Source organism: Streptomyces sp. NPDC088147 (assembly GCF_044741565.1).
Taxonomy (GTDB): Bacteria; Actinomycetota; Actinomycetes; order Streptomycetales; family Streptomycetaceae; genus Streptomyces.
This window is the reverse complement of sequence record NZ_JBIUSY010000010.1, coordinates 366,891-386,203: the sequence shown is the minus strand read 5'-3', so window position 1 is coordinate 386,203 and position 19,313 is coordinate 366,891. Positions and strand designations below refer to the sequence as shown.

The following is a 19,313-nucleotide window of genomic DNA, read 5'->3' as shown; positions in this document are numbered from 1 at the left end:
GCGCGGGTGCCCGGGTCCTTCCGCCTCAGCCCGCTATGGAGTCCAGCTGTTCCGCGGCGGGCCGCAGTGTCCAGAGGTCACCCCCGGGCGGGGTCTCCAGGCGGGGAACCGCGGCGCGGGCCGCGCGGCTCCCCGCGTCGGCCGCCGCGTGGACGATGTCGCTCGCCGCGAAGCGCTTGAACTCCAGCTCGGGGTGCGGCCAGGGGGCGGCGCCGGTCGCGGCCGGCAGCAGATACTCGACGGCCTTGAACAGGCTCTGCCCCTGCGGCCCTTCGTACGCCCAGAGGTCGACGCCGACCTTTTCCCCGATGGCCGCGAGGCGCGTGTAGGCGACCAGATCGAACGTCGAGTAGTGCCAGCTGCGCGTACGGGTCAGTTCCTGGGGCTGACTGCCGTCGCCCGCGATCTGCGGGTCGATGCGCTTCTCACGGGCAGCGAGGACGGTCTTCCGCGCGAGCCCGCGGTCGCCGGTGGCGAGCGCGAGACCGGCGACCTGCATGTCCATGAAGGTGCCGTGGTTGTTCTTGGCGGCCGACTCCTCCTTGCCGAAGGGCGAGTTGACCAGCCAGTCCAGGAACGCCTTGTTCCACGTACGCATCCCCGCGCGGTCGCCGCTGGTCCACCCCGGGGCTCCGGTGCCGAGGATCGCGAGGGCGTCGAGGACGCTGGTGTACTGCTGGGAGAAGTCGATGATGCCGATGGCACGGCCGTCGTACTTGCAGGGAATGAACTGCCCGTGGTCGAGGTTCGGGTTCATCCGGGTCGCGGGGTCGATGAACCAGGTGCGCAGGATCCGCGCCGCGTGCTCCGCGTACCGCTTCTTGCCCGTGTAGTACCAGGCCAGGCTGAGTGTGGTGGCGGAGTTGAAGACCTTGCCGATGTTGGGGCGGTCGGTGCCGGTGTCGACCTCGGGGTTCCGCTCGCCGTCGCGCTGGACGTACGGGCAGCCCCAGGGGTTGGCGTCGGTCTTCGGCTGGGACGGCCACCAGTACGGAGCCTGGCTGAGGTAGTCGTGCGGGTCACCGCTGGGGGCGGGCCTCGGCTTGTCGGTGACGGTCCAGGGGCCCTGGCCCAGCCATGCGTCCGCTTGCGCGGTCAGGGACTTGACCGCCGCGCGGAGGGCGGGATCACCGCGGTCGAGGGCGATACGGGCCTGCCGCATCCGCTTGCCGTCGATCACCACGGTCTGCGGGGCCACGGGATCCGTGTGGTGTCGGCCGGAGGGCTGGGACGCGAGGGGCGACGCGGCGAAGGCCACCGCCGGGGCGAGTACGGCGGCGACGGTGGACATGACGGCGAGCATGACGGCCGGACGCCGTCGGATGGATTCGCTCACTGAGACACTCCAATCATGTACGTGAACTACATTCACGAACGAGGCCGTGCGAGCGTAGAGGCGACCGGTATCACTGACAATGATCTGCGCACGATTCATGAATGGGGACGACCGGCGTCGGATACCGAACGGACCCCACTCCCCCGCGCGACGGCGCGCCGCGCACCGCCCCCGGCGGCCGGAACCGTACCGTAGGGAGGTCCAAAGGTTGAGCGCTCAACAAGGCGTTGCCTTACGGTAGTTGTCCCACCGATCGCACGAATCCGCACGAAGGAGTGCACACATGCCGGTCAGACTCGGTCTCGGTCTTCCGCAGATGAAGCAGTACAGCCTCGGCCGCGATGTGCCCGCCGTGGCGCGGGCAGCGGAGGAGGCCGGATACGAGAGTCTCTGGGTCTTCGAACGCGTCCTCTTCCCCGAGCCCGCCACCCAGGGGCTGTACGGCGTACCGGGGCTGCCCTGGCCCGACCATTACCGGAGCGTCGCCGACCCGCTGATCACCCTCACGCTGGCCGCCGCGGCCACCGAGCGGGCCCGGCTGGGCACGAGCGTCCTGGTCGCGCCCCTGCACGTACCGTTCCAGCTGGCCCGCTCGCTGGCCTCGCTCGATGTCGCGAGCGGCGGCCGGGTGATCGCCGGCCTCGGCACGGGCTGGTCGCTCGACGAGTACGCCGCCTCCTCCGTCGCCCCGTTCGAGAAGCGCGGCGCGGTCCTGGACGAGGTGCTCGACGTCTGCGCGGCCGTCTGGGGCCCGGACCCGGTCTCGTACGAGGGCGAGCTGACCACCATCGCGCCGTCCGAGGTCGGCCCCAAGCCGGTCCGTCCCATCCCGGTCTTTCTGCCCGCGAACAGCCCGCGCGCCACCCGGCGCCTGGTGGACCGGGCGGACGGCTGGGTGCCCGTGGCCATGGGCGCGGCGCAGCTGACCGAGCAGTGGCGGCAGGTGCGGGAGCTGGCCGCCGAGCGCGGCAGGGAGCGTCCGCTCGACGCCTGTGCCCGTGCCAACGCGCTCTACAGCGCCAAGCCGTTCGAGGGCGAGGGCCGGCAGCCGTTCCAGGGCAGTGTGGCGCAGATCGTCGAGGACCTGGCGGCACACGCGGAGTCGGGGGTTCCGGAGATCATGCTGGACCTCCAGAGCACGACGCGTGACGCGGCGGAGCTGGTCGATGTGGCGGCCGAGGTGTACGCGGAGGCGCGCGCCGCGGGCGTCTGACGGACCCGCCGCGCGCGTCGGACGAAGCCCCTGACGCAGACGGGCGCGCACGACGTCCGACGGCGACGGCGACGAGGCCCGCTCCCCCCCTCCCGGAGCGGGCCACGTCACCGTCAGTCCTCGGGCAGTTCGACCGGCGCCAGCTCGTCGTACAGATCACCGGGCCCCGGATTCGTGGCGTCCGTGGCACCCCCGAAGTGGTGCATCACGCCCCACACCGCGTTGAGCGCGGTCTGAACGGCGCCCTCCGCCCAGCCCGCGGTCCACGAGATGTCGTCGCCCGCCAGGAAGATCCCCCGCTTGTCGGCGGGCAGCCGGTCCTGCATGAAGTGGGTGAACAGCCGTCGCTGGTAGCGGTAGTGCCCCGGCAGATTGGCCTTGAACGCGCCCATGAAGTACGGCTCGTTCTCCCAGGAGACGGTCACGGGGCTGCCGATGAGGTGCTTGCGGATGTCCACCGTGGGATAGATCTCGCGCAGCGAGTTCAGCATGACCTCCATCCGCTCCTCGGCGGAGAGCGGCAGCCACTTGAGACTGTCGTCGCACCAGGTGTACGAGAGACAGATGACGGCGGGCCGGTCGGGGCCGTTGTCCAGCAGATACGTGCCCCGGGTCATCCGGTCGGTGAGCGTCATGGACATCGTGTCGCGCCCGGTCGGCACGCCCCGGTCGTCCACGGCCGGGTCCAGCCAGAACGGCCGGTCGACCGGCACGAACAGCTTGGACGACTCCATGTAATGGGTGCGCTCCATCGCCGTCCAGTGGTCGATCGGGAAGAGCGAGTCGTCGCAGGCGATCTTGGAGAGCAGCAGCCAGGACTGCGCGGTGAAGACGGCGGCGCGGTAGGTACGGATCCGGCCGGAGGCGTCCGTGACGGTGATCCGGTTGCCCGAGGTGCGGTGCAGCCGGGTCACGGCCGGCAGCGGCGCGCCCTCGTGCAGGGACGACAGCGAGGTCCCGGCCGGCCAGTACGTGATCTTCCGTGGCTCGTCCTCCCACAGCCGCAGCGGCAACCGCTGGCTGCCGCCGACGATGGAGTGGTGGTGGTCGTCGGCCTCGGTGTAGACGACCCGCAGGATCTCCAGGATGGAGTTGGGGAAGTCGGTGTCCCAGCCGCCGGTGCCGAAGCCGACCTGGCCGAAGATCTCCCGGTGGCGGAAGGACTTGAAGGCCGGGGAGTCGCAGAGGAACCCGTAGAAGGTCTGATCGTCGAGCTTCTCGACCAACCGGGCCCAGATCTCCCGGATCCGCGGCACATCGCGCTCGCGCAGGGCGCGGTTCATGCCGGAGAAGTCCGCGCCCTCCTCCAGACAGGTGGTCCAGGCGTCCATCACCTCGCGGTAGACCGGCGGCAGATCGTCCACCGTCTTCGCGTAGTGGGACTCGCCCTTGAGATCGACCACGGTCGACGGGGTGCCGGGCGCCAGCGGATTGGGGAACGGCCGGGTCTCCAGGCCCACCAGATCGATGTAGTGCCGCAGCGCGGTGGAGGAGGGCGGGAAGCGCATCGCGCCCATCTCGGCGGTCAGTTCCGGGTCGCAGCCCTCGAAGCCGACCGTACGCAGCCGCCCGCCGATCCGGTCGGCCTCGTACACGACGGGCTTGAGGCCCATCTTCATCAGCTCGTACGCGGCGACGAGAGCGGAGAGCCCGCCGCCGATGACGGCGACCTCGGCGCCGTGCTCGGTCGCGGGTATCTGGCCGAGCCCGGCGGGGTGCGCCAGGTAGTCGTCGTACGCGTAGGGGAAGTCCGGTCCGAACATGGTGATCGGCGGCTGTACGGCGGCGGGCTGCGCGTCGGTGGGCTGGACGGCGGTGGGCACCGTGGACGTCATGGGGTACGGACTCCTTGCGGGTACGGCTGGTGCGGCGGGTACGGCCGCTACGAGGACGGGCGGGAGCGGCGCGGGCCGGCTCGGGTCGGACCGGTGGGGCCGGTCGGCCCGGTGGGCCCGTTGGGGGCCGGTGGGGGTCGGCTCAGCGGCGGTCGTCAGAAGGGGGCGTCAGAAGGGGGCGTCAGGGGTGGTCGTCAGCAGTGGTCGGCTCGGACGAGCGAGGTGTACAGCCCGGGATGGCGGTCCCGCAGATACGGATTGGCCGCGCGGGAGGCGGTCAGCAGCTCGCCGTCCGCCTCTCCGAGCACCAGCTCCTCGCTCCGCCCCGCGCGCGCCCGGACGGTCCCGTCGGGGCCGGCGAGACAGCTCAGCCCGACGAAGTCGAACTCGCCTTCCTGGCCCGTCCTGTTCACATACGCCACATACATCTGGTTCTCGAAGGCCCGGACCGGCACGACGGATTCGGCGACGAACGGGAACGGATGCATCAGGGCGGTGGGCACCAGCAGCAGATCGGTACCGGCCAGGGCGTGCGACCGTACGTTCTCGGGGAACTCGACGTCGTAACAGATCATGATCCCGATCCGCAGCCCGGCCAGCTCGGCCTGGACGACGGGCCGCTCCCCCGGGGTGAACCACTCGCGTTCGTAGCCGCCGAAGAGATGGGTCTTGCGGTAGTTGGCGAGCCGCGTGCCATCGGGTCCGATCAGCTGCGCGGCGTTGTAGATCCGCTCGCGGTCGCGCTCGCCGTCCCGCTCGCCACCGTGCTCCCCGTCGCGTTCGGGGTAGCCGTACAGCACCGCGAGTCCATGGCGTACGGCGATCTCGGCGACGGCCGCGGCCCCCGGGCCGTCCGCGGGCTCCGCCAGCCGGGGCACCTGGTCGCCGAGCGTGTAGCCGGTCAGGAACATCTCGGGGCAGACCAGCAGCCCGGCGCCCGCGGCGGCGGCACGGGCCGCCTCCTCGTCGAGCACCTTGAGGTTCCCGGCGACCGAACCGGGTCGGCCGGAGCTCTGGAGCAGGGCGGTGCGCAGCGGCGGCATGGCTGACCTCGGGCGGTGCGAAGGGACGCGGGGGTGACGTCATTGACGCTACGGTCCGGCCGGCGGCGTGGACAAGACGGGACCGTTGCGCGCCGACCATCGATCCATTGCGTGTGCCGCGGCGCTCTCGGCGATTCGTTGCGCGCGATCCGTCGCGCTCGATCCGTCACACGTGATCGGTCGCGCTCAGCGGTGGGCGCCGGTCCCGGTCTGTTCGAGCCCCGAGTAGCGCCTCAGCAGCGGGGACAGCACGAGCACGGACTTCGTACGCTCCACATACGGCTCGCCCGCGATGCGTTCGAGCACCTGCTCGAAGTGGCGCATGTCGGCGGCGAAGACCTGCACGATCGCGTCCGCCTCTCCGGTGACGGTGGAGGCGGACACCACCTCCGGGAGCCGTTCCAGGCCCCGTTGAATGGCTTCGGGCGAGGTCTTGCGACGGCAGTAGATCTCGATGAACCCCTCGGTCTCCCAGCCGAGCGCCGCGGGGTCCACCCGCACGGTGAAGCCGGTGATCGCGCCCTCGGCGCGCAGCCGGTCGACGCGCCGCTTCACCGCGGGCGCGGACAGGCCGACGAGGGAGCCGATATCGGCGTAGGAGCGGCGGGCGTCCGCGGCGAGGGCATGGACGATGCGTTCGTCGAGATCGTTGAGTCGCACGGCTGGTGGTTCACTTCTCTGCGGTGGCCGGAGGTGCGGCGGAGGGCCGTCACCGAAGTAGAACACGGTCCGCGGGACCCGGTGATGTGTGGCCGCCGGGCCGGGATCAGAATGAGGCCGATGCCGGTGAAAGACCGACAACGGGGTAGATGGGGCAGTGATGAGCAACGAGCCGCATGTGGTGGTCGTGGACTCGCCGTACCGGGACAGTGCGGCGGCCCGCGCCACCGCCGCCGCATTCCTCCAGCAGCACTGTCCGTGGGCCGATCTGGACGCGGTGCTGCTCGTCGTCTCGGAACTCGTCGCGAACGCCGTCCGGCACACCCCGGGGTGGTGGCGGCTCCATCTCATCGCGGAGGACGAGACGTTGACGGTGGAGATGGACGACTCCAGTCCAGAGCCGCCGGTCGCCCGCGCGCCCGACTTCTCCGGGGGCGGCGGGTTCGGCTGGCACATGGTGCTGAGGCTCGCGGGCCATGTCGAGGTACGGCCGCTGCCGGAGGGCAAGCGTGTCCAGGCGGTCTGGCGGCGGCCGGCGGTCCCCGCCCCTGCCCCCGCCCCGGTCTGACCGCCGGGCACGTCGGCCGACCACGGCAGGCGTAGCCGACGACGGCAGGCGGACGAGGGCGTACGCGAGCGGACGTACGAGGGGGGCGCTCCAGCCGCGGAGCGCCCCCCTCGTACGTCGCCTGCGCGCGACCGGCTCAGCGGCTCACTCCACCGCGAGCAGACCCGCCCTCAGCCGCCCGGTGATCCGCGACAGCAGCCGGGACACATGCATCTGGGAGACGCCCAGTTCGGCACCGATCTCCGACTGGGTCATCTCGTCGCCGAAGCGCATGCGCAGGATGCGCCGCTCCCGCTCGTCGAGCTCCTCGATGAGCGGCTTGAGCGCCTGGACGTTCTCGGCCGTCTCCATCCCGGCGTCGGGTGCGCCGATCCGGTCCGAGAGCGGAGCCGGGGAGCCCGACGCGTCGTCCGTCGGCATGTCGATCGAACCGGCCGTATAGCCGTTGCTCGCGACGACACCCTCGATGACCTCCTCCTCGTCCAGACCGAGATGCTCGGCCAGTTCGGGGGTGGTGGGCGCGCGGTCGAGCCGCTGGGACAGCTCGTCCGTCGCCTTGGCCAGATCGATCCGCAGCTCCTGAAGGCGGCGCGGCACGTGCACGGCCCAGCTGGTGTCACGGAAGAACCGCTTGATCTCGCCGACGATGTACGGCACGGCGAAGGTCGCGAACTCCACCTCACGGCTGAGCTCGAAGCGGTCGATCGCCTTGATCAGGCCGATGGTGCCGACCTGGACGATGTCCTCCATCTGGTCCGCGCGGTTACGGAACCGGGTGGCCGCGTAGCGGACCAGCGCCAGATTCAGCTCGATCAGGGTGTTGCGTACGTACTGGTATTCGTGGGTGCCTTCTTCCAGCTCCACCAGCCGGGCGAAGAAGAGCTTCGAGATTTCCCGCGCGTCCTTGGGCGCCACTTCCGCCGGGCACTCCACGTAGGGAAGTTCCAGCTCCGCCGCCTCCGCGCGCTGCTGGGTTCCGTATTGCGTGCTTTCGGTCGGGACCGTGCTCACCGTGGACACTTTGTCCTCCCCTGCTCCGTGGTCAGTGCACAGCGCGTGTACCCGCTCCCAGCACACTCATGCGTGCCGGATGCCGGATAAATAAATCTGGTCGTCAACCGCGTCCGGCCGCCGCGCGGGACGGCGGCCGGACGGTGGGCCGAGCGGACAGGGCCCGGACGAGTGGGCCCGAAGTCCCGTCTAGCTCCAACTGGCGTGCAGCGGCTTGCCCTCGGCGTAACCGGCGGCGCTCTGGACACCGACGATCGCCTTGCGCGCGAACTCCTCCAGCGAGTCGGCGCCGGCGTAGGTGCACGAGGAGCGCACCCCCGCGATGATCGAGTCGATCAGGTCCTCCACCCCGGGGCGGGACGGGTCGAGGAACATCCGCGAGGTGGAGATGCCCTCCTCGAACAGCGCCTTGCGCGCCCGGTCGTACGCCGACTCCTCGCTCGTACGGTTGCGTACGGCGCGGGCGGAGGCCATGCCGAAGGACTCCTTGTAGAGCCGTCCGTCGGCGGCCTGCTGAAGGTCGCCCGGGGACTCGTACGTACCGGCGAACCAGGAACCGATCATGACGTTCGAGGCGCCGGCGGCGAGCGCCATGGCGACATCGCGCGGGTGCCTGACCCCGCCGTCGGCCCAGACGTGCTTGCCGAACTTCTTCGCCTCCGCCGCGCACTCCATGACGGCGGAGAACTGGGGCCGGCCCACACCGGTCATCATGCGGGTGGTGCACATGGCACCCGGCCCGACACCGACCTTGATGATGTCCGCGCCGGCCTCGATCAGATCCCGTACGCCCTCGGCGGCGACGATATTGCCCGCGACGACCGGCACCTTCGGGTCGAGCGCGCGGACGGCCTTGATGGCGGAGAGCATCGACTCCTGGTGGCCGTGCGCCGTATCGACGACAAGCGTGTCGACGCCCGCGTCGAGCAGCTGTGCCGCCTTGCCCGCGACGTCGCCGTTGACGCCGACCGCGGCGGCTATCCGCAGCTTGCCCCGGGCGTCGGTCGCGGGCGTGTAGAGGGTCGCGCGCAGAGCGCCCTTGCGGGTGAGGACACCGGCCAGCCTGCCCTCGGAGTCGATGGCGGGGGCGATCTTGCGATTGGCGTTGTCGAGGGTGTTGAACGCCTCGCGGGGGTCCATGTCCGCGGAGATCAGCAGCAGGTCCTTCGACATCACCTCGGACAGCTGGGTGAAGCGGTCGACCCCGGTCAGGTCGTGGTCGGTGACGACACCGACGGGCCGGCCCTCGGCGTCGACCACGACGCCCGCGCCGTGCGCCCTCTTGGGCAGCAGGGACAGGGCGTCGCCCACGGTCTGGAGGGGGGCGAGCACGATCGGGGTGTCGAGTACGAGATGGCGCGTCTTGACCCATGAGATGACGTCGGTGACGACCTCGATCGGGATGTCCTGCGGGATGACGACGAGACCACCGCGCCGGGCGACGGTCTCGGCCATCCTGCGGCCCGCGATCGCGGTCATGTTCGCCACGACGAGGGGGATGGTGGTGCCGGTGCCGTCCGGGGCGGAGAGGTCCACCGCCTGGCGGGAGCCCACGGCCGAACGGCTCGGCACCATGAACACGTCGTCGTATGTGAGGTCGTACGGCGGCTTCAGGTCATTGAGAAAACGCACGTGCAGAACATCCCAGTCGATCGGAGTTGGCCCCGGTCGGTGGAGCCGGGGAAAACGCACGTACTTGATTCTCCCATGCCGGACCGGATACCCGGCCGGGGAGGAACATCCAGCTCAGAAGGGGTGCCCTCGTACGATGATCCAAAACCCCCCGGCTCCGGACGGTGACCCGCCGGACACCGTCCGGGATACACCGCACCACCTCAGGCCGGACCAGATCGGACCGAACAAACCGAACGGACCAGCTCAGTCAGGTCAGGTCAGGTCAGGTCAGGTCAGGTCAGGTCAGGTCAGGTCAGGTCAGGTCAATGGAAGCCGGGTCCTGGCAGACCGGTCGGGTCAGGTCTCGTCCGGGTCGACCCGCTCCAGCGCGGGCCGCGGCCCCGGGCTGAACTCCGTCAGCAGGAAGTCCGCCGCTGCCGTGTCCGTGACCAGGCTGGTGACCAGTCCGGAACGGAGTACGGCCCCGATCGCCTCCGCCTTGCGCAGCCCGCCCGCGATCGCCACGACCTCCGGGATCCGGCGCAGCCGGTCGGCCTCGACCGTGATGCACCGCTCGCCCAGATCGCGGCCGACCCGTCTGCCCTCCGCGTCGAAGAGATGCGCGGACATCTCGGCGGCGACGCCGAGCGAGGCGTAGTGGGTCCGCTCCTCCTCGGTGATCATGTCGTGCACCGTGGAGATGCCCGGCTCCCAGGAGCCGATGGAGACGGCGGCGACGGTCACCTTGTCGAAGTACTCGAAGGCGCGCGCGATCCCGGTCTGGCTGCGCAGCGCGGCCGCGGTCGCCGGGTCGGGGAGCAGCATCGGCGCGTAGATGGGGTGCGCCTCTCCCCCGGACACCTGCGCGGCCCGCCGTACGGCCTCGACCGAGCCGCGCTCGGCGGTGCCCGCGTCGTACACGCCCGTGAGCTGGACGACCGTGCAGGGCGGCAGCCGGTCGAGCGCGGCGGCCATGTGGATGGTGGACCGGCCCCAGGCCAGGCCCAGCACATCGCCCTCGACCACCAGCTCACCGAGGAGATCGGCGGCGACCTCGCCCAGGTTCTCCGGGTCGGGCGACTCGTCCTCGGCCTCCGTGGGCGACTCGACGACCACCGCGTGCCGCAGTCCGTAGCGGGCGCGCAGCGCGTCGGAGCGCTCGGCGTCCAGCTCGGACGGGACGCGGATCTCGATCCTGACGAGGTCGCGCTCCAGCGCGGTCTCCAGGACCCGGGCCACCTTGAAGCGGCTGACGCCGAACTCCTCGGCGATCTGGATCTTGGACTTGCCCTCCAGGTAGAAACGGCGGGCCATGGCCGCCGCCTGCACCAGTTCCGCGGGTCCCATCCGCAGGGCTGGCCGACCCGCCGACATACCAGACACCGCGATCTCCTCACTGCTGTTCACACTCTGGACTCGCTGTTCATCCTGTCAGATCCAGCGATCCTTGATCAGCCCCGAAGGGCGCCGTTCATGTTCCCGTGGCGCACTGGTCCACCGGAGCCCCGTCCGCTCGCGCGGAGGGTCAGTGACCGCACGCCCATGAGGCGGCGGAGGTGGCCTCGGTCGCCTGGTTGCGGAGCATCCGCACCGCCGCGGCGGGATCGTCCGTGCCGTACACCGCGGATCCCGCGACGAAGACATCGGCGCCCGCCTCGGCGCAGCGTTCGATGGTGGTGGCCGAGACCCCGCCGTCGACCTGGAGCCACAGTTCAAGACCGTGCTTGGAGATCAGCTCACGGGTACGGCGGATCTTGGGCAGCATGATGTCCAGGAACGCCTGGCCGCCGAAGCCCGGCTCCACCGTCATGATCAGCAGCATGTCCAGCTCGGGCAGCAGGTCCTCGTACGGCTCGATGGCCGTCGCGGGCTTGAGCGCCATGGACGCCCTGGCGCCCTTGGCACGGATCTCGCGGGCCAGTCGTACGGGGGCGGCGGCCGCCTCCACATGGAACGTCACCGAACCGGCGCCGGCCTCGACGTACTGCGGGGCCCAGCGGTCGGGCTCCTCGATCATCAGATGGCAGTCCAGCGGGGTGTCCGTCGCCCGTCCGAGCGCTTCGACCACCGGCACGCCCAGGGTCAGATTGGGCACGAAGTGGTTGTCCATGACATCGACGTGAAGCCAGTCGGCGCCTTCCACCGCCTTCGCCTCTTCGGCGAGCCGGGAGAAGTCGGCGGACAGGATGCTGGGGTTGATCTGAGCCATGTGCCAAGCCTGCCATGTCCGGGACCACTTCCGGACCGCCCGGGGGACCTCGGTATGGACCAATGCGCCGCGAGGCGGTGCGGGAACGGCACAGTCCGCGCAATCCTCGCGTCTTGCCCGGCCGAACAGCGGCCCGACGCGCCCGCTCGGCCTTCCGGCCCCGGGTCTCCCGCCCCGACTCCCCTGCCTCGGCTCCTTCAGTCCGGCTTCTTCAGTCCGGCTTCTTCAGTCCGGCTTCTTCAGTCCGGCTTCTTCCGCCATGGCTCTGGCTCAGCCGTCTTGACTCTCCCACGGAGGGAGACCGCACGGTGGCACCATGCACAGCGAACCCGTACCGGCCCCGGCGCCGGATCTCGCACCGGAACCCGTACTGCTCACCATCGGCGCGGTGGCCGAGCGCACCGGTCTGCCGGTGAAGCTCATCCGCCACTGGTCGGATCTCGGCATCGCGCCGCCCGCCGACCGCACCGAGGCCGGCTACCGCCGGTACGGCCCCGAGGCGGTGGCCCGTCTCGATCTGGCGCGTACGCTCCGGGACCTCGGTCTCGGCCTGTCCACGATCCGGGACGTTCTCGACCGTGAACGGGACCTGCCCGAGGTCGCGGCGGTACATGCCGACGCCCTGGAGGCCCGGATCCGGACGCTGCGGCTGCGGCAGGCGGTGCTCCGGTCGGTCGCCCGTCGCGGTGCGGACGCGGCGGAGCTGACCGCCCTCGACGAACTGGTCCGGATGTCCGCCGCCGAACGCGAGGCGATCGTCCGCGCGTTCGTGGCGGAGGCGCTCGGGGACGTCGGGACCTCGTCCTTCGGCCGGGGCCTGCTGGCGGCGTTGCCCGAGCTGCCCGCCGACCCCACAGCCGAACAGGTCGACGCCTGGTGCGAGCTGAGCGCTCTCGTACGGGATCCGGCCCTGGCCGCGGCGCTGCGGCGGATGGCCGAGTACGCGGCCCGGTACGCCCCGGCCGACGCGTCCACGGCGCACGCGCCCACGGCCGGGAACGGGGCCGAGGACGGGCACGGGACCGGGACCGGGGCCGAGGACGGGCACGGGACCGGGACCGGGGCCGAGGACGGGCACGGGGCCGGGGCCGGGAGCCAGGCCCAGAACGGGAGCCAGGACGGGGACGGGAGCCAGGCGGAGGACAGGAGCCAGGCCGAGGCGGCCGAGCGGCTGACCGACGCCTGGGTACGGCGGGTGTCCGCGGCGATGGACGGCTGCCTGGCGCCGGACTCACCCGCGGCGGACGCGGTGGTGACGGCCGTCGTGGCGGAGTGGCTTCCCCTCCAGAGCGGCACGCCCGGCGCACCGGACCGCGATGGACCGGCGGCCCGCGCCCGGCTGCTGGAGCAGCTGGAGATGGCCGCCGACGCCCGCGCCGAGCGGTACTGGCAGCTGGTCTGTGTCATCAACGGCCTGCCCGTGCGGCCGAGCCTGGCCCCGGCCGGCGCCTGGCTGATCACGGCCCTCAGGACCAACCCGACGCCCGGCGCCCGCGCCACGGCGCTCGAAGCGCTCTACGACGGGGACGCCGCGCCCGGCGCACCGGAGCCGCCCGGGACCGGCCTCGTGGACGCCTTCGCCTCGGTACTGGCCGAGGTCGAACGGCTGGTGACCGCCGTGGGGCCCGACCGCTTCGGCGATCCGACCCCGTGCGCCGACTGGGACGTACGCGCCCTGCTGGACCATCTGGTCTGGGAGAACCTGATCTGGGCCGGGCTGGCCGAGGGCTCACCGCCCACCGATCACGGGGCCGACCACCTCGGCGCGGACCCTCTCGCCGCGTTCCGCGCCGCCGCGTCGGCGACGATGACCGCCTTCCGTCGCCCCGGCATGCTGGAGCGTCGCTACGGCCCGGCCCCCGGCCGGAGGCTGGTCGAGCAGTTGCTGATCGAAATGCTGGTGCACGGCTGGGATCTGGCCATGGCCACCGGACAGCGGCCCGGCTTCGCGGAGGAGACCGTGGAGGCCGTCCTCCCCTCCGTACGGGAGATCTACGGCGCGCTGCCCCGGACCCCGGGCGGTTCGTTCGCGCCCGAAGCGCCGGTGCCGGACGGGTCGAGCGCGACGGACCGGCTGGCGGCCTTCCTCGGCAGACGGGTCGTACGGACGCCGTAGCCGAGCCGGCCGCGCCGGCCCCCGGCTGTCAGGCGGTACGCCGCAGCAGCGCCAGGTACATGGCGTCCGTCCCGTGCAGATGCGGCCACAGCTGGACGTCGGGACCGTCCCCCAGCGCCGGTACGCCCGGCATCAGCGGCCTGGCGTCGATCCACTCCGCCTCGACCGCCGGGCCGCCGCGCCCCTTGAGGACGTCCTCGACGACCGCCTTGGTCTCGGCGGGATGCGGGGAGCACGTCGCGTAACCGACGACGCCGCCGACCCGTACCGCGTTGAACGCCTCGCGCAGCAGGCCGCGTTGGAGCGGCGCGAAGCCCTCCAGATCCTCCGGACGGCGCCGCCAGCGCGCCTCCGGCCTGCGCCGCAGGGCACCGAGGCCCGTGCACGGCACATCGACCAGGACCCGGTCGAAGGAGCCGGGGACCCAGGGCGGCCGGGTGCCGTCGGCGGCGATCACCTGATACGGGCCGGGGTTTCCGGCCAGCGCGCGGGCCACGAGCCTGGCCCGGTGCGGCTGCTTCTCGGCCGCCAGCAGGGAGGCGCCGCGTCCGGCGGCCAGCGCGGCCAGCAGCGCCGCCTTGCCGCCGGGACCGGCGCACCCGTCGAGCCAGCGCGCGTCCGCCCCCTCCAGCGGCGCGTTGGCCAGAGCGATCGCGACCAGCTGACTGCCCTCGTCCTGGACGCCGGCCCGCCCCTCCCGTACGGCGTCGAGCGCACCCGGCTCACCGCCCTCGGTGAGCCGTACGGCATACGGCGACCACCGGCCGTGCAGTCCGGAGTCCTCACCGAGCACATCGAGCAGCTCGTCGGCGGTCGAGCGGCCCGGCCGGGCCACCAGTGTCACCTCGGGCCGTTCGTTGTCGGCCTCCAGGAGATCCTCGATACCGGCGCGGCCACCGCCCAGCGCGTCCCAGAGCGCGGAGACCACCCAGCGGGGATGCGAGTGGACGACCGCGAGATGGTCCTCGGCGTCCTCCTCGTACGGCGGCGCGACCCGTTGCAGCCAGGTGTCCAGATCGTCCCTGGAGATCTTGCGCAGTACGGCGTTGACGAACTTGGCGCGGCCGTCCCCGAGCACCACCCGGGCCAGCTCCACGCTCGCGGAGACGGCGGCATGTGTCGGGATCCGTGTCCCGAGCAGCTGGTGCGCCCCAAGGGCCAGCACATCGAGGACGGGCGGGTCGACCTCGCGCAGCGGCCGGTCGATGCAGGCCGAGATGATCGCGTCGTACGTGCCCTGGCGCCGCAGCGTCCCGTACACCAGCTCGGTGGCCAGCGCCGCGTCCCGTGCCTCGAAGCCGCTGTTCTCGCGCGCCTTCTTGAGCAGCGGCGGCAGGACGAGATTCGCGTACGCGGCCCGCTCGTCGACCGCCCTGAGCGCCTCGAAGGCGAGGAGCCGCACAGGGTCCTTCTTGGGGCGGCGATACGGCTTGGAGGGGCGGCGGGGGGCCTGCTGGTTCAAAGGTGCTCCGCGGTGAGAAGAATTGATCCCTCCCAGCCTAGACGAGTGAGCCCGACGCCCTTTCCGCCCTCCGGGCGCACCGCGCCGCCTCGGACGTACGCGTCTACCGCTCCTGCCCGAGCCGCTCGCCCGGGGCGATCCGCACCCCGCGCGCCCAGTCGGCGGCGCGCATCGGCTTCTTCCCCTGCGGCTGCACCCACAGCAGCTCGGCGTCGTGCGATCCGGTGCCCACGTACACGTTGTTCTTGCCGACGGCGAGCGCCCCGGGCACCAGCTCCGTACGCTCCGGCAGCAGCCCCAGGTGGATCAGTTTGAGCCGCTCCCCGCGGAAGACCGTCCAGGCGCCGGGCGCCGGTGTGCAGCCGCGAACCACCCGGTCCACGCGCAGCGCGGGCGCGGACCACTCCACCCGCGCGTCCTCGACCGTGATCTTGGGTGCGAGCGTGACGCCCTCGGCGGGCTGCGGTACGGGCTTGAGCGAGCCGTCCCCGATCCCGTCCATGGTCGCCGCGAGCAGCCCGGAGCCCGCGAAGGCCAGCCGGGTCAGCAGATCACCACTGGTGTCGGTGGGCCGTACGTGCTCCGTGATCACGCCGTACACCGGTCCGGAGTCCAGCCCTTCCTCGATCTGGAAGGTGGACGCGCCGGTCATCTCGTCGCCCGCCATGACGGCGTGCTGCACGGGCGCGGCACCGCGCCAGGCCGGCAACAGCGAGAAGTGCAGATTCACCCAACCGTGGACCGGCACATCGAGGGCGACCCTCGGCAGCAGCGCACCGTACGCGACGACCGGACAGCAGTCGGGCGCGATCTCGCGCAGCCGGGCCAGGAAGTCCTCCTCGCGCGGCTTCGCCGGCTTGAGCACCTCGATGCCGGCCTCCTCCGCGCGCTGGGCGACAGGGCTGGCGACCAGCCTGCGACCGCGCCCGGCCGGGGCGTCGGGCCGGGTCACGACGGCGACGACCTCATGCCGTTCGGAGGCGATGAGTGCGTCCAGGGCGGGTACGGCGACCTCGGGGGTGCCGGCGAAGACGAGCTTCATCGGTGGCTGACTGCCTCTCGGGCTGAAAGTGCGGTGATCGGGCAGCGCACCAGTCTATGGGCCATGACGTCAGGGGGCGTACGACGGCCCACGCGCCCCGCGCATATGCGCATACGCCCCCGCAGCGTGACCACAACGCCAGGTGGCGCGTTGTCAAGGGAGATTGACCAGCACGGGCCGCACCGGTGCGGCCCGGATCCTTTTCAACGCCGGTTCGAGAGGCTTGTTCATGGCCGACCACGCAACCCACGACGCACAAGCCCGAGCAAGTCTGCACCTGTTGGTGCGCGACATCGAGCGGGTCCGGCGGCAGGTGGACGCATTGCGCACCCTCACCGCCCAGTTGGGCAATGTCTACCGCCCGCGGCGATCGGGTCCTTCGACGGGCTTCGTCGTGTACGGCAGAGCACCCGCGCCGACCGTACGGCTCGCGCAGGAGCTGAGGGACAGCGTAGAGACCCTGGTGACCGCCGCGGTGGACTTCGACCGCTCGCTGGGCTTCTCCTGGGACGCGGTGGGTTCGGCGCTCGGCGTCACCAAGCAGGCGGTGCACCGTCGTTACGGTACGCGCCGTACCGCCCAGCAGCCGACCGCGCCCGAGGCGGACCGCCCGCAGGACCCCGCGACGCCCCGCACCACGGTGCCGGCCGCGGTACCGGCGGCCCGGTCGATGCCACCGCAGCCGACGGCCGGCACGCAATCCCTCCGTGAGGAACCCCGCCCGAACGTCTTCCCGGGCCCGAGGGGCGGCTGACCGCCACCCGCACCCGGGCCTCCGATCCCCCGGCCGTGCGCGAGGGCGAGCGTGCCCACCGGGGGAGGGGGTCGGGGTCGGAGGAGGTGCGTGTCCGGACGTAAACCGCAGCGCAGTCCGGACACGCACCTCCGGAGGCCCCGGCCCCCGGCCCCACGACACACCCCGTGCCGGGAGGCGCAACTCACCCAATGTCCGGCGGATCGATCCGCACCCGTACCGGGTCCCCCCCGCCCCGGGCCAACCGCGCCGCCTGCGCCGCCTTCAGTGCCCCGGCGAGCGCGGCCCCGCTGCCCGGCGGTACCCGTACCAGCGCCCGTTCCCACCGCTCCCCCACCGGCGCGTCACCCGCCCGGCGCGGCCTGCCCGGATCCGTGACCGGCATCGGCACAGGCCCCAGCACCTCCGCGTCGACGGGCAGCCCGGCAGCCGCCAGAAACGCGGCCACCGCCTCCCCCCGCCCCAGCACCGCCGCCATCCGCGACACCGGCGGAAACCCCAGCTCGGCCCGTTCCGCCAGCTCGCGCTGCGCGTGCCCCACCGGATCCCAGCGCACCAGCGCCTGCACCGGCCGGAGCGTCGGCTCGGCGACCACGACCACCGTGCCGCCCTCGCTCTGTCCGCGTACGAGCGACCCCGCCTGTATCCAGCGGCGCAGGGCTTCCTCCCCTGCCCGCAGGTCAGGCCGCCCGAGCATGGCCCAGCCGTCGAGGAGCAGCGCGGCCGCGTAGCCGCCCTCCGCCACCGGTTCGGCGCCGGGGGTGCTGACCACGAGGGCGGGGCGGCCGGGGACGGAATCGAGCACGTGGTCGCGTCCCGAGGTACGGACGGGGACGGCCGGGAACGCCCGTCCCAGTTCCTCCGCCGTCCGCCGCGCCCCCACGATCCGGGCGCGCAGCCGGGTGTTCCCGCACTCCACGCAGTGCCAGGACGGTTCGTCCCGGCCGCACCAGCCGCAGTGCAACTCCCGTTCCCGCGGCGCCTCCAGCGGCCCCGCGCAGTGCCGGCAGCGGGCGGGCGTACGGCAGCGTTCGCAGGCCAGCCGGGGCACATAGCCGCGCCGGGGCACCTGCACCAGCACCGGCCCGGTCTTCAGTCCGTCCCTGACGGCCTGCCAGGCGAGACTGGGCAGCCGCGCGGCGCGCGCCGCCTCGTCCCGCGCCAGCTCGCCGTCGCCGACGGTGCGCACGAGCGGCGCGGCCGTACGCACCTGCTCGCGGCCGGCCGCGAGGGGCAGCGCCCAGCCGGTGCCGACCAGTTGGGCCGCCTCGACGGTGCAGGACGTGCCGCCCAGCAGGAAGGCGCATTTGTCGTGCGCGGCCCGCAGCAGCAGTACCTCGCGGGCGTGCGGCTGGGGTGCGTGCTGCTCGCTGTGGCTGCCGTCGCCGTCGTCCCAGATCACCACCAGTCCCAGGTCCCGCACCGGCGCGAACATGGCCGCGCGGGTCCCGACGACCGCCCGGACCGCTCCGCGCCGTACGGCGAGCCACTCCCGGTAACGCTTCTCGGGCCCCGCCTCGGCCGTGAGCAGCGCGTGCCGCCCTGGGCCGAGCAGCGCCGTCAGCGCCGCGTCGACCCGAGCGGCGACCCGCCCGTCCGGTACGACGACGAGCGCGCCCCGCCCCGAGGCCAGCGCGGCCGCCACGGCGCGCGCCAGCTCGTCGGCCCACTGGGGACCGGGCAGGGCGGTCCACACGGCCCGGGGCGCACCACCGCCGGCGAGCGCGGCGAGGAAGGCGGGCCCGTTGACGTACCGCTCCCAGCTCCCGGCCTCCGGCGCGGCGGGGGGCGGCAGCGGCTCGGGGGAGGGCTTCGACTCGGCCCGCGCGTTCCTCGGCGGAATCGCGAGCTGGAGCACATCCGCCAGGCTTCCCGCGTACCGGTCGGCAACGGCACGGGCCAGCCCCAGCAGCTCCGCGCTGAGCACGGGCTCGGGCGACACGACATCGGCGAGCGCGGCGAGCGGCCCGGAGTAGTCCGACTCGGCCCGCCGCTCGACCACGAACCCGTCGATCAGCCGCCCGCCCTCACGCCGCCCGCCCCGCACCTGATGCGCCCCGGCCCCGAACCGCACCCGCACCCGCACCCCCGGCTGCGCGGCCTCGTCCAGCTCCTCGGGCACGGCGTAGTCGAAGAACTGATCAAGATGCAGCACGCCCTTGTTGACCACCACCCGCGCGACCGGCAACTCCCCGGCCAGCGCGGCCCCCCGCCACGTCCGCGGCTTCGCCCGCGGCACCTTGGCCTTCCGCACGCTCTCCCGAATCAGCGCAAGCTGCTCAGGCCCACCCCCGGCGGGATCCTCGGCCTGCCTGTCGTCGCTGCTCACAGCTTCATACCTACCAGACAGCACCGACACCCCCCGCCTCACAGGGAGACAGGAGGAGTAGCGGGCGAAGCGGGAACCCACGGTTGAGGCCCCGGACCGTCGTGCGGTCCGGGGCCTCAAC

At 72.3% G+C, this 19,313-nt stretch carries 15 protein-coding genes; 4 read left to right on the top strand and 11 right to left on the bottom strand.

Going from position 1 to position 19,313, the window contains the following annotated elements; all coding sequences use genetic code 11:
- Positions 1-25 precede the first annotated feature (25 nt).
- On the bottom strand, positions 26-1,303 hold the full coding sequence (locus ACIOGX_RS32810; RefSeq protein ID WP_401765028.1) for an alginate lyase family protein: 1,278 nt from the start codon (positions 1,301-1,303) through the stop codon (positions 26-28).
- Between the two features lie 316 nt (positions 1,304-1,619).
- On the opposite strand from ACIOGX_RS32810, the gene ACIOGX_RS32805 reads away from it, so the two are divergent.
- A complete protein-coding gene (locus ACIOGX_RS32805; RefSeq protein ID WP_356513824.1) occupies positions 1,620-2,549 on the top strand; it encodes an LLM class F420-dependent oxidoreductase in 930 nt (309 codons plus the stop codon).
- A 113-nt stretch (positions 2,550-2,662) separates the two neighbouring features.
- Here ACIOGX_RS32805 and ACIOGX_RS32800 read toward each other — a convergent pair whose 3' ends face one another.
- The 3 genes from ACIOGX_RS32800 to ACIOGX_RS32790 all read right to left on the bottom strand — a co-directional run bounded on the left by ACIOGX_RS32800 (position 2,663) and on the right by ACIOGX_RS32790 (position 6,087).
- A complete protein-coding gene (locus tag ACIOGX_RS32800) occupies positions 2,663-4,384 on the bottom strand; it encodes a flavin monoamine oxidase family protein (protein WP_401918244.1) in 1,722 nt (573 codons plus the stop codon).
- A gap of 194 nt (positions 4,385-4,578) precedes the next feature.
- Complete coding sequence (locus tag ACIOGX_RS32795) at positions 4,579-5,427, bottom strand: carbon-nitrogen hydrolase family protein (RefSeq protein WP_401918242.1); 849 nt, start codon at positions 5,425-5,427, stop codon at positions 4,579-4,581.
- A gap of 186 nt (positions 5,428-5,613) precedes the next feature.
- The gene (locus ACIOGX_RS32790; RefSeq protein WP_356513830.1) at positions 5,614-6,087 is read right to left on the bottom strand and encodes an Lrp/AsnC family transcriptional regulator; all 474 of its coding nucleotides are present in this window, start codon (positions 6,085-6,087) and stop codon (positions 5,614-5,616) included.
- Positions 6,088-6,247: 160 nt separating this feature from the next.
- On the opposite strand from ACIOGX_RS32790, the gene ACIOGX_RS32785 reads away from it, so the two are divergent.
- Positions 6,248-6,655 carry an ATP-binding protein gene (locus ACIOGX_RS32785; protein WP_401918240.1) on the top strand — a complete coding sequence of 136 codons (408 nt, stop codon included), beginning with the start codon at positions 6,248-6,250 and terminating at the stop codon, positions 6,653-6,655.
- A gap of 144 nt (positions 6,656-6,799) precedes the next feature.
- Here the strand turns inward: ACIOGX_RS32785 and ACIOGX_RS32780 are convergent, their stop codons facing one another.
- The 4 genes from ACIOGX_RS32780 to rpe form a co-directional block, all read right to left on the bottom strand.
- Positions 6,800-7,666 carry an RNA polymerase sigma factor SigF gene (locus ACIOGX_RS32780; protein ID WP_401764532.1) on the bottom strand — a complete coding sequence of 289 codons (867 nt, stop codon included), beginning with the start codon at positions 7,664-7,666 and terminating at the stop codon, positions 6,800-6,802.
- Between the two features lie 189 nt (positions 7,667-7,855).
- Positions 7,856-9,304 (bottom strand): GuaB1 family IMP dehydrogenase-related protein, encoded by a 1,449-nt coding sequence (locus tag ACIOGX_RS32775; RefSeq protein ID WP_401765031.1) that lies wholly within the window; start codon positions 9,302-9,304, stop codon positions 7,856-7,858.
- A 333-nt stretch (positions 9,305-9,637) separates the two neighbouring features.
- Positions 9,638-10,687 carry a sugar-binding domain-containing protein gene (locus ACIOGX_RS32770; protein WP_356513836.1) on the bottom strand — a complete coding sequence of 350 codons (1,050 nt, stop codon included), beginning with the start codon at positions 10,685-10,687 and terminating at the stop codon, positions 9,638-9,640.
- A gap of 118 nt (positions 10,688-10,805) precedes the next feature.
- On the bottom strand, positions 10,806-11,489 hold the full coding sequence (rpe, locus tag ACIOGX_RS32765; protein ID WP_356513838.1) for a ribulose-phosphate 3-epimerase: 684 nt from the start codon (positions 11,487-11,489) through the stop codon (positions 10,806-10,808).
- Positions 11,490-11,805: 316 nt separating this feature from the next.
- Here rpe and ACIOGX_RS32760 point away from each other — a divergent pair, with 316 nt between their 5' ends.
- Positions 11,806-13,605 carry a TIGR03086 family metal-binding protein gene (locus ACIOGX_RS32760; RefSeq protein ID WP_401918237.1) on the top strand — a complete coding sequence of 600 codons (1,800 nt, stop codon included), beginning with the start codon at positions 11,806-11,808 and terminating at the stop codon, positions 13,603-13,605.
- A 28-nt stretch (positions 13,606-13,633) separates the two neighbouring features.
- Here the strand turns inward: ACIOGX_RS32760 and ACIOGX_RS32755 are convergent, their stop codons facing one another.
- Together ACIOGX_RS32755 and fmt are read right to left on the bottom strand one after the other, a co-directional pair.
- Complete coding sequence (locus tag ACIOGX_RS32755; RefSeq protein ID WP_401918235.1) at positions 13,634-15,067, bottom strand: RsmB/NOP family class I SAM-dependent RNA methyltransferase; 1,434 nt, start codon at positions 15,065-15,067, stop codon at positions 13,634-13,636.
- A 103-nt stretch (positions 15,068-15,170) separates the two neighbouring features.
- Positions 15,171-16,109, bottom strand: a complete 939-nt coding sequence (fmt, locus tag ACIOGX_RS32750) for a methionyl-tRNA formyltransferase (protein ID WP_401918233.1) — start codon at positions 16,107-16,109, stop codon at positions 15,171-15,173.
- Positions 16,110-16,338: 229 nt separating this feature from the next.
- On the opposite strand from fmt, the gene ACIOGX_RS32745 reads away from it, so the two are divergent.
- A complete protein-coding gene (locus ACIOGX_RS32745) occupies positions 16,339-16,863 on the top strand; it encodes a hypothetical protein (RefSeq protein WP_356513846.1) in 525 nt (174 codons plus the stop codon).
- 184 nt (positions 16,864-17,047) lie between these two features.
- Here the strand turns inward: ACIOGX_RS32745 and ACIOGX_RS32740 are convergent, their stop codons facing one another.
- Positions 17,048-19,192 carry a primosomal protein N' gene (locus ACIOGX_RS32740; RefSeq protein WP_387378434.1) on the bottom strand — a complete coding sequence of 715 codons (2,145 nt, stop codon included), beginning with the start codon at positions 19,190-19,192 and terminating at the stop codon, positions 17,048-17,050.
- Positions 19,193-19,313 lie beyond the last annotated feature (121 nt).